Genomic DNA, 14036 nt, shown 5'->3' with positions numbered 1-14036 from the left:
AGCGATGTCCCTCCGCAGGTGGCTTCTGGAATCGTGCGCTGCGTCTGGCCCCGGGTCGGCTCAGCGCACGGTTCCGTCCCACTGCCATGCGCTGCGCCGGGGCCGTCCGGGCAGGGGGGTGCGGCCTGTGCACCACAGCAGGGTGTCGGACGGGGCGTGGCCGGGGGGCGCGTCGGGGAAGAGGCGGGCGAGGACCGCGGCGCTGAGGTCGTCGGGCGGGGTCCAGGGGAGGCCGAGGGCGTGGGTGATGTCGTAGGTGTGCAGGAGCAGTTCGGTCACCCCCATGGCGGCGAATCCGGCGGCGTCGGAATGGCCCCACGGGTGCCAGGCGCGCACGTCGCGGGGCGTGTCGCGGACGGTGGAGGCCAGGAGAGAGGCGGCGATGCGGAGGCCGTCCAGGCAGTCGGGGACGGGCGCCTGCGGGTCGAGCGAGGCGAAGAGGGTGATGTAGCGGTCGCGGGGGCGGGCGATGAGCAGGCCCGCGTAACCGGTCAGCCCGAGGGCGAGGTGGTCGAGGGTCTGGCGGCAGGTCCAGTCGAGGCCCCGGGCGTGGCGCGACCAGTCCTGGTCGGCTCCCTTCAGGAGGGCTGTCAGGCAGGCCTCGGCGGCGGACGGCAGCAGGTCCGTCCATGGTGTGGCGGGGGACGTCGGGTTCGTCATGAGATCGGTGGTCATCGTGCCTCCACCGGCTTCCTCAGGACCTCGATCACGCTCGCGTAGCTGTCCGGGCCGTGGCCCGCGGCTTTGGCACTCTCCATGACGGACTTCAGGAGCTCCGGCAGGGCGTTGTCGACGCCTCGTGCCTTCGCGGCGTGGAGGAGGTGGTCGATGGCGGCGATCTGCACGTCGACGGTGGCGTCGTCGCCGGGGTAGCGGCCGGCGTCGACCTGGGGCGCGTAGGTGGTGAGGAAACCGGTCACGGTGGTCAGCCAGCGGATCGCGAGGGGAGTGAAGTCCGCGGCCGGCACCTTCTCCGCGCCGACCAGCGCGGCGCCGTGCAGCCAGCCGGTCATGGCCGCCCACATCAGGCCGAGGAGGGCGGAGTCGTAGAGCGAGGCGAGACCGGGGTCGGCGCCCAGGTGCAGGGGGTCGCCCAGGGCCGCCAGGGTCGGGCGGTGCGCCTCGAAGACGGCGTGCGGGCCGCTGTAGAGGAACATCATCCCGTGGTCGCCGACACCGGGCGGGGTGGTCATGATCGCGCCGTCGAGGTAGTCGGCGCCGTGGGACCGCGCCCACGCGGCCGCCTCGTGCGCCTGCTCCGGGGAACCGGAGGTGAGGTTGACCAGGACCTTGCCCGCGAGGGATCCGGCGACGGGGTCGAGGACGGTGTGCAGCGCCGCGTAGTCCAGCACGCAGGCGATGACGACCGGGCTCGCCTCGATCGCCTCCCGGGGCGCCGCGGCCGCGCGGGCGCCCCGGTCGACCAGCGGCCGTGCCTTGCCGGCCGAGCGGTTCCACACCGTGGTCGGGTGGCCGCGGTCCAGCAGCGCCCCGGCCAGGGCCGAGCCCATCGAGCCCAGCCCGACGACGGTGACGGCCTGACGGTCAGCGTTCATTGCCGTGACTCCTTCGTGTCCGTGTGAGGGGGATTGATCACTTGTGGACACGTTCGCAGCACGTGACGGCCGGAAACAGTGACACGAATGACGCACAACACCAAATTCCTGCCATACGCTTCGAGGCATGAGCGCTGGTTCCGTCGCCGTGGTCGTGTCCGAGGAGATCGGGCTCCCCTCGTGGGACCTGTACGAGCTGAGCATCCCCTGCACCGTCTTCGGCAAGCCGCAGCCCGACCTGGCCGATCCCTGGTACGACCTGCGGCTCTGCTCGACGGGGGAAGGGCCGGAGAACGCCGGCTCCGGGCTGTCGCTGCGGACCCGGTACGGGCTCGACGACCTCGTCGGCGCCGACACGGTCATCGTGCCCTCGGTCCCCGACCCCTGCGTCGAGGAGGGGGCGCCGCTGCCGCAGGAGCTGATCACCGCACTGCGCCGCGCCTACGACGCGGGCTCCCGCATGGTCTCCCTGTGCACCGGCGCCTTCGCACTCGCCGAGGCGGGCCTGCTCGACGGCCGCCGCGCCACGGCCCACTGGATGCACACCGCCCTGCTGGCCGAGCGCTACCCGAAGGTTCAGGTCGACGACTCGGTGCTCTACGTGGACGACGGCGACGTGCTCACCAGCGCCGGCCTGACCGCGGGCCTCGACCTCTGCCTCCACCTGGTGCGCCGCGACCTCGGCGCCCGCGTCGCCAACCAGCTGGCCCGCCGCATGGTCGTGCCCGCCCACCGCCCCGGAGGCCAGGCGCAGTTCATCGAAGCCCCCGTGCCCGCCGACGACGAGGGCCTGGTCCCCGTACTGGACTGGGCACGAGCCCGCCTGGACCGGCCGCTGACCGTCCAGGACCTGGCGCAGCGAGCCGCGATGAGCCCCCGCACCTTCTACCGGCGGCTCCAGGCCGCCACCGGAACGACGCCCCTGCAGTGGCTCCTCGCCCAACGCCTGGGACGTGCCCGAATCCTGCTGGAATCCACCGACCTCCCCATCGAGAAGATCGGCGAGATGAGCGGCCTGGGCACGGCCAACAACCTCCGCCACCACTTCCTCAGGCACATCGGGGTGTCCCCGAGCGACTACCGCCGCGCCTTTCCCCGCACGACGCCCGTCCCGTCCCCTTCCCCCTGATCCCTCGCACGCCGGACATGGTCGGCGGGTGACGAACCGACCGGCGCGAGCCAGGAAGAAACGGGCGCACCGGGACCGGGCCCGGAGGAAGATGGCGTGGTGGACTTCACCGTCAGATATCAACCCACTCCCGACGATGTGGTGCGGGCGGCTCAGCATGGCCTCAAGCGGCAGCTCAGAACCGTTCGCCTGGTGCTTCCGGCGGTACTGGTCGCGTCGGGGACCGTCTGCGTCCTGGTCGGCGCGGTCTCCACAGGGGTCGGCATGTTCGCCGGGGCGGTCGTGGCCCCCTTCGCGATGAGCTGGGGGGTTCGCCGGACCGCCAGACGGCAGCTCACGTACATCTGCGTGCCCACGACGATCCGGGTGACCGATGACGGGTACGAGTGCCGGACCGACCAGTCCGCCACCACGGTGCGGTGGTCCATGTTCGGGCAGATCGTGAGCACCCCGGAGTCCTGGTTGTTCTTCGTGGACGGGCACTGGAACGGGTTCCTTCCCCGGTGCGCCTTCGACGGCGGGCAGCAGGCCGAACTCGACGACTTCTTCGCTGCGCGGCGGAACGCGGGAGTCGCCTGACGGAACGGCCTCGTCCCTCTCGCGGCCGGTGGGAGACGGGTGCTCACGCGGGATGTGCGCACGGATGGCGAACGCACTTTCTCCGGTGGGATCGGCGAAGCGGTTGCGGGGCTGCGGAGCGTTGCGGTTCGATGCGGCGTGTAGTCGAAAGAGTGCACGAAGACCCCCTTGACCTGCACGGATGGCGGTTCGCGAGGAGGAATGCCCTTGTCCAGTCCGTTCGTCCGCCGGTTGCGGCTCGGCTCGGAGCTCCGTGCGCTGCGGCTGCAGCGGGGGCTCACCACCGAGCGGCTCGGGGCGCTGTTCCTGCAGTCGCGGATGAAGATCTCGCGGCTGGAGAACGCGCAGGTGCGGCCCGACCTCGCCGAGATCATGGATCTGCTCGACCTGCTGGAGGCGCCGGACGACAAACGCGCCGAAATCTTCCAGATCGCCCGCGAGGGTGCCGCCAAAGGCTGGTGGGACGCCTACGGCGACACCATGGGCGACCGCCAGCGGCTCTACGCCGACATCGAATCCGGCGCCGCCACGATCCGCGAATACTTTCCCACCGCGCTGCCGGGAAATCTCCAGCTTCCCGCCTATACGCAAAGCCTCATCGAGGATGACATCGCTGCGGGCCCCATCAGCTACCTGCCCGAACGGCTCGTCGAAGCCCGCCGACGGCGCCAGGAAACGGTGTTCCGGGTCGGCGGGCCCGAGTACGAAGTCATCCTCGACGAGGTCGGTCTCCGACGCTTCAGCGTCCCTCCTGCGATCATGCACGACCAGCTGATGCATTTGGTCGAGCAGTCGGCTCTCCAGCCGAGGCTCGTTCTCAGGGTCTTCCCGATCAGGACCGGACGGACCGCGACGCCGCTCCCGAAATCGGCCTTCTTCCTCTACTCGTTCCCCGACCCCGCGGACCCGGCCGTGGCCATCGAGGAGGCGACCGCAGCCGACCACGTACGCACGCGCCCCGACGAGGTGGCGAAGTACACCCGAAGGTACGAATCCGTCAGAAGCGCTGCGCTTTCCGAAGAGGAAAGCCGTAACCTTCTCAACGAGATCGCCCACCAGATCCTCGACGAGATGGGATTCCAGCCGTGACCCGGTCGTACAGCAACTGGCGTAAAGCAGCACGCAGTGAACCCAACATGAACTGCGTCGAAGTCGCCTGCACCGCCGAGACCATCGGGGTCAGGGACACCAAGGCCGACGGCACCGGCCCCGTCCTGGAATTCACCCGCGCCGAGTGGGCGGCCTTCACCCGCGGAATCCGTTCCCGAGTGCGAAGCCGTTGACATTGGTGGCAGCGGTTGTGGCCCCGCGAGGGGGCCTGAGCAGATATCGCCATTTCTTTCGTTAACTCTGTACACATATGATCTACTGAATGTCTGATCGGTGGAGATCGGCTCGTTCAGAAGTGTGGAGACAATGATGTCCTGGGTTCCGCATGCCAGTCTGAAAGGGCCTGCCGGGCTGGTTCGGTTGTCGGCCGGGCAGCTTGACGCGGGTGAGGGGAAGTGTGCGGAGTTCGCGGCGTTGAAGGCGCGGCCGCGGGTGTGGCCTAAGCGGTTCGAGGAGCGGCGGGATGCGCCTTGGGAGGATTTTCCGCTCGGGCTGGTGATGGCGGCGCTGGACGGGGTGGAGTTCGGGGGGCTCGATGCCGAGGTCGCCGTTCAGAAAGTGCTCGAAGAAACGCGGAAGACCGTTCATCCGGGGGTCGAGGGGTGGGTTCGGCAGGCCGTCGGCACCTATCTGGAGGACGCCCGGTGGCTCGCCGATGAGCTCGGGGACGTCGTTCTGCTGCCGCATCGGGAATCCCGGGTGTTGCAGCATGTGTCGTCTCCGCTCGAAGCGCGCGTGCTGACGGGGTGGGGGCGGTGGTACGCGTCCGCCGACGGGGCCGTGCGGGAGGTCCGGCGGCTGCGGGTGAGCCGGGTGGGGGCGGGGGACGACCCGTCCAATCTGGCGTTGGCGCAGCTGGCGGCGTTCGGTGCGCGGGCCGTCGGGTCCGTTTACCGGGACATGCCGGTGGACGTGCAGGGGGACGCGGGGCCCGCGCGGCGGGTGCGGGTCGTCGAGATCGTGGTGAGCGACGAGCGGGTGCCCAAGGTCGTGGTGGACGCCGCGCCCGAGGAGGTCGCCCGGAGGTACCGGGAGCGGGCGCAGCCGGTCGCCTCGGACGTGGTGTTCGGCGGGAGCAGGCAGCCGGGATCGGACTGCGCGCAGTGCAAGCTGCGGGCCGAGTGCGACGCGCTGCCGCACGTGCCGGGACTGCTGGGGCTGGACGGAAACGGGACGCACCGGCGGGTCTGGTCGGCGGCCACGGCGGGGCAGTACCGGATCTGCCCGGCTCAGGCGCACCTGCGGGACCAGCGGCTTCCCGGGGACTGGAGCGACCATCCCGCGATCCGCCGGGGCACGCTCGTGCACACCTGGCTGGAGGTCGCGCACTCACGGCTCCCGTACCGGGCGTGCTCCGAGGAGGACCTGCCCGAGACGCACGCGGGGTTCGCCGCCGAGCTCATGACGCCGGACGAGTACCGCCAGGTCCGGCCGTTCCTGCTGAGCCACCTCGAGGTGTGCCCGCTGCACGCGAACGTCACCTCCGTGACGGCCGAGCCCTCGACGGCCGCCTACGACCCGGTGGCCGACGTGCTGGTCGTGGCGCATCCCGACCTCGTCTACGTCGCCGATGGCCGCATCTCCTACCGGGAGCAGAAGACCACGGGCTCCTCCGCCGCGTGGGACGCCGGCACGCTCTTCGAACGGGTGCCGCAGCTCGCGCTGGCCGTCTGCCTGGTCGCCGACGGAGCGTTCGGCGGCGAGGCGCCCGTGGCGGGGACGGTCGAACTGGAGGTCATGTCACCGGCCGGCGCGTCCCTCTTCTCCTTCGACACCGGGGACGCAGGCGTCGTCGAGCGGGCGCGGGCGGAGCTCGTCCGGCTCACCGGGGACTGGCACACCGACGTGGAGTTCCGCGCCCGGCCCGGACGGCACTGCGCGACCTGCCCGGTGGCCCGCTGGTGCCCCGACCGGCACGCGGCGGACGCCGGGCCGATCGAGGTCGACGGCGTGCTCATCGACCCGCGGACCGGGGAGATCCTCAACGAGGCGCCGGTGACGGGCCGGGCCCAGGCGGTGGCCTCGGCGGCCGGCGAGCCGGACCCGGACGACGAGCCTCCGTTCTGACCCGGCGACCGGTGCGAGAATTATGTTCTCTATAGTGAGAACACAGATTCCGAAGAGGCCTCGCGCCCCGGCCGTCCGGGCCCGGCGAACGGCTCCGGAACCGAGCGGAAGGACGCCGAGCATGGACCTGACCGAGGCGTTGAAGGAGCTCTTCACACTGGAGCGGCGGGCCGAGAACCGGTTCACCGCCGACCCCGTCGCGGGGGTGATGCCGCGCTCCTTCGGCGGCCAGATCGCGGCGCAGAGCCTGTGGGCGGCGAGCCTCACCGTCCGCCGCGAACGCCCGGTGCACTCCCTGCACGGCCATTTCCTCCAGGTCGGGAAGTCCGCCGAGCCGCTCGATCTGGACGTGCGGTGGACCCGGGAGGGCCGGAGCTTCTCCGGCCGCCACGTCACCGCGAGCCAGGGCGGGAGGACCGTCTTCGAGATGACGGCGTCCTTCCAGGTCCCGGAGGACGGCGAGGACTGGCAGCCGTCCGGCGGGCCCGACGTCCCCGCCCCCGAGGAGATCACCCCCTTCCAGCCCCCGCCGTTCTTCTTCAAACTCGCTCCCTACATCGACGTCCGGCCGATGGCCCCGCTCGTCGAGGAGGAGGACTTCCCGCTGCGCCACCCGTACTGGATCCGCTTCTCCTCCCCCGTGCAGGATCCGGCGCTGCACGCCTGCCTCGTCACCTACCTCACCGACATCGGCCTGGTCCACGCCTCCCGCCCGCCCGGCTCGGCCTTCGCCTACTCCGGCTTCGCCAGCCTCGACCTCTCGGTGTGGTTCCACCGCCCGGCCCGTGCCGACGAGTGGCTCCTGCACACGATGGCGCCCGTCAGCAACCACGGCGCCCGCGGCATGACCCAGGGCTCCCTGCGCACCCGCGACGGCGCCCTCGTCGCCTCGATCGCCCAGGAGACCCTGCTGCGTCCCGACCGCACCGGCGGCGGCCTGGCGTTCTGAGGTCCGGGGTCACCGCGAACCGGCCGAACCGGATTCCGTACGATTCCGGCGAAGGCTGAGGAAAGGTTCGGGGCAGATGGGCATGAGCGGGGCACTGGCGGAGATCTTCGCGCTGGAGCGGCAGGACGAGGACCGGTTCCTGATCCGGCCCGTGGAGTCGGAGATGCAGCGCACGTTCGGCGGGCAGGTCGCCGCGCAGAGCCTGCGCGCGGCCCAGCTGACCGTGGCCCCCGGCCGCCCCGTGCACTCCCTGCACGCCTCCTTCCTGCGCGGCGGGCAGCCCGCCAAGCCCCTCCACCTGGACGTGCGGCGCGCCCGCGACGGCCGGACGTTCTCCACCCGGCACGTCACCGCGAGCCAGGACGGCAAGACGATCTTCGAGCTGACGGCGTCCTTCCACGTGCCGGAGGACGGCGAGGACTGGCAGCCGTCCGGCGGGCTCGACGTGCCCCGCCCCGAGGAGCTCCCCGCCTACCGGCTGCCCTCGTGGTTCGGCGACATCCCGAACTTCGACGTCCGCCCCGTGAACCCCCCGGGCGACGAGGAGTTCCCGCTGCGCCACCCGTTCTGGTTCCGCTCCCTCGACCCGGTCGGCGACCCGTCGCTGCACCCGTGCGTGCTGACCTACGTCTCCGACATCGCCGTGGTCGACTCCTCGCGCGCCCCCGGCTCGACCGCCTCCTACGTCACGGCCGTCAGCCTCGACCACGCCGTCTGGTTCCACCGCCCCGCCCGCTCCGACGAGTGGCTGCTCTACTCCATGGACTCCCTCCTCAACCACGGCGCCCGCGGTCTGGCCCGCGGCACCATGCACACCCTCGACGGCACCCTCGTGGCCTCCGTCGCCCAGGAGACCCTCCTGCGTCCGGCCCGCTGACGGCGCTCAACGCCCCCGCAGCGCGTCGGTGAGCCGCTTCTCCAGATCGGGGAGGAACTCCGGGGCCGATCCCGGCTTCTGCGGACACGACGTGACCCGCGCCTCCGGTTGGAGATCGCAGTACAGGACTTCCTGGAACACCCGGCTGAACTCGGTGTAGTAGGGGGTGTTCGGCCGGGGGCGGGCCTGTTCGACGGCCGCGCGCAGGGTGTCCAGCTCCTCCGGCGGCAGTTGCGCGACGTACCCGCCCTCGTCGTCGGAGGCCCCGGCGTCGCACGCCTCCGGGCTCCGCCTGTCGTAGACCCCGGCGTGCACCGGCGCGAACCCCCCGCACCAGAACAGCCTGTTCTGGGCGCCGTAGCCGGTCAGCGCCTCGATGAGCCGCCGCGCCTCCGCCTTGTACGGGGAGTTCGCGGCGACGGCCAGGCTCTGCCCGCCCAGGACGCCGTTCCTGGGCAGCACCGTGACGCCGTACTTCTCGGTGAGCCGCCCGGCGTTCTCGGCGGACGGGTCCTCGGCCAGTTTCCGGTACGCGGTCGGCCAGTTGCGCAGGAACAGCGTCTCGCCCTCGACGAAGGCCCGGGTCGCCTCGTCCTCGTGCCAGGTGAAGGACTCCCGCGCGATGAGCCGGGGGTCGTCGAACTTCTCCCGGATCTCCTGGAGCGCGATCGTGTTGATCTCGACCTCGCCGTCGTCGTCGAGGAGTTCGCTGCGGTCGTGCATCCACATCAGTTCGAGGACGTTGATGGTGAAGCCCTCGTAGTGGGCCAGCTGGGCGGCGTACCCGGCGCGGAGCCCGCTGGAGGGGTCCGCGAGCAGCGTCCGGGAGTGCTCCCACACCTCGTCCCAGCTCTCGGGCGGCTCGAGATCCGCCTTCTCCAGCAGGTCCTTGCGGTAGTACAGCAGCGGGGCTTCGGCGCTGAAGGGCACCGCCCACAGTTCTCCGTCGTGGTACCCGCTCTCGCGCAGCTCCCCCGTCAGCAGCCCGTCGAGCCGCTCCCCGCCGCCTTCGAGGGGCGCCAGGTGCCCAGCCTCGGCGAACTCAGCGACCCAGGGGCCGTCGAGGATGTAGACGTCGACGCCGCAGCCCCCGTCCTGCGCCGTCGCGGCCAGCTGGGCGTGCTGGAGGTCGGCCACCCCCGACAGCTCGCGCAGCTCGGCCCGCGTCCCGCCGGGGCCGCGCCACCGCTCGATCTCCGCCTTGCGCTGCCTGCCGGAGCTGACGTCCTTGTCGCCCAGCACGACGAGCGTGCCGCCCCTGCGCTCCGGGCAGCCGCTCCCCTGCCAGGGCCGGTGGACGGCCAGGGCGGCGACGCCCACGAGGAGCATCCCGGCGAGCATCCCCGCGGCGAACTTCCACTGGCGCATGCTCATCTCCAGATCTCGACGAACAGCCTGGCCCGGAGGTCCTCGTAGGACGACCTCCCGGCCGCGACGCACACGAAGTCCTCGAACCTCTCGTCCATGGCCTTGACGCCGTCGGCGCACCTGCGGCCGCCCAGCACCACCACGACGACCCGCGGGGCGCCCTGGCGGCCGAGTTCCGCGCCCATGTCGGCGGCGGCCTCCCGCGCCGCGGCCTCGGAGACGTCCTCGTCGACCCCGTCGGTGAAGACGACGAGCACGCCTTCGGGATCGGCGGAGTTCAACGCCGACCCCCTGACCGCGATGGCCCGGTGCAGCGGCGTGACCACCTCCTCCGCCTCGAGCCCCTCCATCCGTGCGCGCACCGCCAGGACCTCCTCGACGCCCGCAGGTCCGTGCGCCAGGAGCTCGACCGGGTCCCTGCCCCCCTCTTCGGGGAAGGCCGCCAGCCCGATCCTGTCGTGCTCCCGCAGCTCGCCCAGCAGGTCGCCGGTCAGTGCCCGGACGGCGACCAGCGGGACGCCGCCCGGGGCGTCCCGCTCCATGGAACCGGACCGGTCGACCAGGACCTCGAAGGTCCGCCCGCCGCGGGTCCGCTTGAGGAGGTCCTGGGTGCCGGCGAGCGCGCCGGGCTCCAGGGGGACGGAGCCGCGGGGCCAGTCGCCCCCGGACGCCCGCCCGGCGAGCCGGTCGCGGAACCGCTCGGCGTACTCCGCGCGCTCCGCCGCCCGCTCGCCGGGCCAGACGACGTGGACGAGCGGGTAGTCCAGCCGGTGGAGCCCGTCGACCTGCAGCAGGGGGAACGTCGTGGGCCTGCGCCCGGTCCCGCACCCGGTGCTCCTCCCGGACGAGGACGCCGCGTTGTGGGCGTCCACGACCCGCTCGGGAACGATCGCCACCGCCTGGGACCGCTCCTCCAGCGCGCACAGCGCCGTCCCGGCGTCGGCGATCGGGACCCGCGCCACCTGGCGTTCGAAGGCGTTCAGCCGCTCCTCGTCCCCGTTCACCGCGGGGTCGGCGTAGAAGCCCAGGCTGCCGAGCGTTCCCGAGGCCGCGCTGTCCGGGTTGGGGCGCAGCACCCCGATCCCGTGCGCCTCGGCCCGCTCCAGCAGTCCCGGGAGGTCGTTCCAGCGCCCGTCCCGCCGCTCCGCGTCGAGGACGTCCCAGGCCGCCGCCGTCGCGGCCACGGACATCGCCGACCTCTCACCGGTGCTCCCGAGGTCCACCAGCTTCGGAGGCCGCGCCCCGGGAGGGGCCTCGCCCTCCGCCGACGCCGAATCGACGTACGCCTTCTCGGCCGAGCTGCTCATCAGCAGGACGTCCGGTTGCGGGTCCGTGCCCAGCCGGTCCGCCCAGCCGGCCGCCAGCCCCGAACGCAGCGCCTCCAGCGACGGCTGGGCCGACACCGTCACCTGGACGGGCCGACACCCGTCGCCCGCCTCCGCCGCCGCGAAGTCCTGCCCCGCCCGGTGCAACTCCTCCCGCAGCTCGGCCGGGACCATGGCCCGCAACACGAGCGGCTGCGGGCAGCCGGTGTCCTCGTCTCCCGCCAGCACCGCGCCCGCCCAGGCCGTCCCGGCCAGCACGGCCCCCAGCGCCAGTCCCGCCACCGGCCTCTCGGACCACCGCGCGGGCCGGACGTCCGGCCGGGTCCGCGGATCGGGGACCGTCTCCCGCGGCGCCCGCCGGGCGGCGGGGACCGCGAGCACCGGCCCGTCCAGGGACGCGACGGCCTCGCGGACCCTCCCGGCCGCAGGGCGCCTGTTCGGCCTCTTGTGCAGGCACTTCTTCAGCAGGGAGCGCCACGGCCTCGGGAAGGCGGCCAGGTCGGGGGTCTGCGTCCTGATCCGCTCGATCACCCGGTCGGCGTCGTCGTCCTCGTCGCGGAAGGGGTGCCTGCCCGTCGCGGCGTGCACCATGACGACGGCCCAGCTGAACACGTCCGAGGAGAACCCCGCCCTGCCCGGGGCGAACTGCTCGGGCGACATGTAGGCGACGGTGCCGACCGGCCCGTTCCAGACGGTCGTGGCGTCACCGACCCGGTGGGCGATCCCGAAGTCGATCACGTGGACGCGGTCCGCCGTGCAGATCACGTTCGCCGGTTTGAAGTCCCGGTGCACGACGCCGTGCTCGTGGAAGGCGGCGAGCGCGGTGATCGACCCGAGCGCCACCTGGCGCAGCCCGGCCGGATCCAGCCGCCTCAGGCCGTCCGCGCCGGCCGGGAGCTCCTCGAGCCGGTCCCGCAGGGTGTCGCCCTCGATGTACTCGGTGACGAGATACGGGCGGCCGTTCGCCTCACCGGATTCCAGCAGCCGGGCGGCGTACTCGGCCGGCACTCGGCGCAGCACCTGGATCTCCTTGGCGCACCGGGCGTGGGCGTCCCGCATCGGCCTGTACAGCTTCACCGCGGCCTGCGACCCCGCCGCGTTCTCCCCCAGGTAGACGTCCGCCTGGCCGCCCTCGCCCAGCTTCCTTCCGAGCCGGTACCCGGCCACTTCCTGAGGGACGTCGAGCCGAGCCACTCCGACCTCCGTACGCCGACCCCCGGGAACAGCAGACAACGAGCCGTCCCATGTGACCAGAGTCCCTCCGCGACTTCAACGGAATGGCCGAACTCGACCTGTCCGGAGGGTCGGGGACCGATCACTCACCGTTGCGGAGGAAGAAGTCCAGGAGGTCGTCGGGGTCGGCGGCGGGGACGCCGTCCGGGGCGGGGACGAGGTAGCCGCCGACCCAGGCGCGGAGCATGAGGAGGGCGCGGAGGGGGGCGTCGGGGACGGCGAGGCCGGTGAGGCAGGCGGTGATGTGGGCGAGCATGGCGCGGTCGGCGTGGCGGACGGCCTCGGCGGCGGCCGGGTCGTGCTGGGCCCACAGGCGCATCGCGCGGTCCAGGGGCGCCACCTCGGCGCCGAGCGCCTGGATGCGGCGGAGGCGTTCGCGCGGGTCGGGGGTGGTGCCGAAGGCGAGGCCGAGGACCTCGTCGGTGCGTTCGTGGGCCCAGCGGTCGAGGAGGGCGCGCAGCAGTTCGGAGCGGTCGCGGAAGTGCCAGTAGAAGCTGCCCTTGGTGACGCCCAGGCGGGCGGCGAGCGCGTTGATGCCGATGCCGGGCTCGCCGCTCCTGATGAGCTCCTGGTAGGCGGCCTCGACCCAGTCGCGCCTGCTCACCCTGGGGCGGGCCCGCTTGCCCGTTTCCACGCGTCCTCCTCGAACCGGCCCGGTCCTGCTCTCAGACCAACGTCATCGCGTCGGGGGTGATGCCGAGGGAGACCTTGCCGTACAGCGCGTACGTCGCGTCCATGTCGAACACCACGTGACCCGAGATGGTGTTCACGTCGCGCTGGGCGCGCTGGAACGGCGAGTGCATGAACTGCACACTGGCTCCGGACACCGCGCACAGCTCGTTCACCACAGTACGGGCGACGGCGGTCACGTGTCCGGCGACCAGCCGGGAACCGGCCCGCTGCGCCAGGTCGTAGGAGCCTCCGTCGGTGTACGTGCGGATCAGCCGGCGCACCTCGTCCTCGAGGAGCAGGCGGGCGGCGGCGAGTTCCGCGGTGGCCTTGGCGAGGCGGATCTGGCCGCTCATCAGGTCGCGCTGGCGGACGCCCGTGTAGGCCATCACGCGGCCCTTCATCCGCCCGGTGAAGGCGGCGAGCAGCCCTTCGGCGATGCCCAGGACGGGCGCGGCGGCCGTCAGGACGAACACCGGCACCAGCGGGACGCGGTACATCACGCCCGGGTTGACCTGCGCGCCCGGCGCCCGGCCCTCGGTGAGGTCCTGCAGCGGCACCGAGCGGTACGCGGGGACGAACCGGCCGGGGACCTCGATGTCGTTGCTCCCCGTCCCCCGCATCCCGCTGGTGTGCCACACGTCGTGGACCGTCACGTCCTCGCGCGGCAGCAGGAAGACGCGGGGTTCGAGGGTGTCCTCGACGGTCACGAGCGCCATCACCATCACGTGGTCGGCGTGCATGACGCCGCTCCCCCACGACCAGCGCCCGGTGACCCGGTAGCCGCCGTCCACCGCCTCGGCCGTGCCCCCCGGGGACAGGGCGCACGGCATCAGCGCGTACGGGCGGCCCTCCCAGACCTCGCGCTGCGCCTCCTCGGGGAAGAGGCCGAGCATCCAGTTGTGCATGGCGTAGATGGTCGTCAGCCAGCCGGTCGAGCCGCAGCCCGAGCCGATCTCCCGGCAGGCGTCCACCAGGGTGTCGAGCGCGAGTTCCGCGCCGCCGAACCGCTTGGGGACCAGGAGGTCGAACACCCCGGTCCCGGCCAGGTCGGCGATGGTCTCGTCGGGGAGCCTGCGTGCTTCTTCGGTGGCCTGCGCGCGTTCGGCCAGCACCGGGGTCAGGGTGCGCACGCGGTCGAGGACCTCATCTCCATACCTCATGGTACGGAACC

At 72.3% G+C, this 14036-nt stretch carries 13 protein-coding genes; 7 read left to right on the top strand and 6 right to left on the bottom strand.

Annotation, left to right across the window (positions count from 1 at the left end; translation table 11 throughout):
- Positions 1–60: 60 nt before the first annotated feature.
- On the bottom strand, positions 61–675 hold the full coding sequence (locus C2865_RS17235) for a maleylpyruvate isomerase N-terminal domain-containing protein (protein WP_106399514.1): 615 nt from the start codon (positions 673–675) through the stop codon (positions 61–63).
- Entirely contained in the window at positions 672–1556 is an 885-nt protein-coding gene (locus C2865_RS17230; protein ID WP_106399513.1) for an NAD(P)-dependent oxidoreductase, read from the bottom strand. The genes C2865_RS17235 and C2865_RS17230 overlap by 4 nt, the downstream gene beginning before the upstream one ends.
- A gap of 127 nt (positions 1557–1683) precedes the next feature.
- On the opposite strand from C2865_RS17230, the gene C2865_RS17225 reads away from it, so the two are divergent.
- From C2865_RS17225 to C2865_RS17195, 7 genes are all read left to right on the top strand, one after another.
- A complete protein-coding gene (locus C2865_RS17225) occupies positions 1684–2685 on the top strand; it encodes a GlxA family transcriptional regulator (protein ID WP_106399512.1) in 1002 nt (333 codons plus the stop codon).
- Positions 2686–2781: 96 nt separating this feature from the next.
- Complete coding sequence (locus tag C2865_RS17220) at positions 2782–3264, top strand: YcxB family protein (protein ID WP_106399511.1); 483 nt, start codon at positions 2782–2784, stop codon at positions 3262–3264.
- A 207-nt stretch (positions 3265–3471) separates the two neighbouring features.
- Positions 3472–4353, top strand: coding sequence for a helix-turn-helix domain-containing protein (locus tag C2865_RS17215; RefSeq protein WP_157963768.1), 882 nt, complete (start codon positions 3472–3474; stop codon positions 4351–4353).
- Positions 4350–4547, top strand: coding sequence for a DUF397 domain-containing protein (locus tag C2865_RS17210; protein ID WP_106399509.1), 198 nt, complete (start codon positions 4350–4352; stop codon positions 4545–4547). Before C2865_RS17215 ends, C2865_RS17210 begins: the two co-directional genes overlap by 4 nt.
- A 325-nt stretch (positions 4548–4872) precedes the next feature.
- Positions 4873–6441, top strand: coding sequence for a PD-(D/E)XK nuclease family protein (locus tag C2865_RS17205; protein WP_232835715.1), 1569 nt, complete (start codon positions 4873–4875; stop codon positions 6439–6441).
- A gap of 121 nt (positions 6442–6562) precedes the next feature.
- Positions 6563–7390, top strand: coding sequence for an acyl-CoA thioesterase (locus C2865_RS17200; RefSeq protein WP_157963767.1), 828 nt, complete (start codon positions 6563–6565; stop codon positions 7388–7390).
- Between the two features lie 82 nt (positions 7391–7472).
- On the top strand, positions 7473–8267 hold the full coding sequence (locus tag C2865_RS17195) for an acyl-CoA thioesterase (RefSeq protein WP_157963766.1): 795 nt from the start codon (positions 7473–7475) through the stop codon (positions 8265–8267).
- A gap of 6 nt (positions 8268–8273) precedes the next feature.
- On the opposite strand, the gene C2865_RS17190 is transcribed toward C2865_RS17195, so the two are convergent.
- The 4 genes from C2865_RS17190 to C2865_RS17165 all read right to left on the bottom strand — a co-directional run bounded on the left by C2865_RS17190 (position 8274) and on the right by C2865_RS17165 (position 14025).
- Positions 8274–9635, bottom strand: a complete 1362-nt coding sequence (locus C2865_RS17190; RefSeq protein ID WP_157963765.1) for an extracellular solute-binding protein — start codon at positions 9633–9635, stop codon at positions 8274–8276.
- A 2-nt stretch (positions 9636–9637) separates the two neighbouring features.
- On the bottom strand, positions 9638–12154 hold the full coding sequence (locus tag C2865_RS40035) for a protein kinase domain-containing protein (RefSeq protein WP_198653398.1): 2517 nt from the start codon (positions 12152–12154) through the stop codon (positions 9638–9640).
- A 121-nt stretch (positions 12155–12275) separates the two neighbouring features.
- Positions 12276–12827 (bottom strand): TetR/AcrR family transcriptional regulator, encoded by a 552-nt coding sequence (locus C2865_RS17170; protein ID WP_106399504.1) that lies wholly within the window; start codon positions 12825–12827, stop codon positions 12276–12278.
- A 31-nt stretch (positions 12828–12858) separates the two neighbouring features.
- Positions 12859–14025 carry an acyl-CoA dehydrogenase family protein gene (locus C2865_RS17165; protein WP_106399503.1) on the bottom strand — a complete coding sequence of 389 codons (1167 nt, stop codon included), beginning with the start codon at positions 14023–14025 and terminating at the stop codon, positions 12859–12861.
- Between the last annotated feature and the right edge of the window lie 11 nt (positions 14026–14036).

Origin of the sequence: Actinocorallia populi, assembly GCF_002995495.1 — a bacterium.
Lineage (GTDB): Bacteria > Actinomycetota > Actinomycetes > Streptosporangiales > Streptosporangiaceae > Actinocorallia > Actinocorallia populi.
The sequence above is the reverse complement of the archived record's forward strand: the minus strand, read 5'-3'. Positions and strand labels throughout refer to the sequence as shown.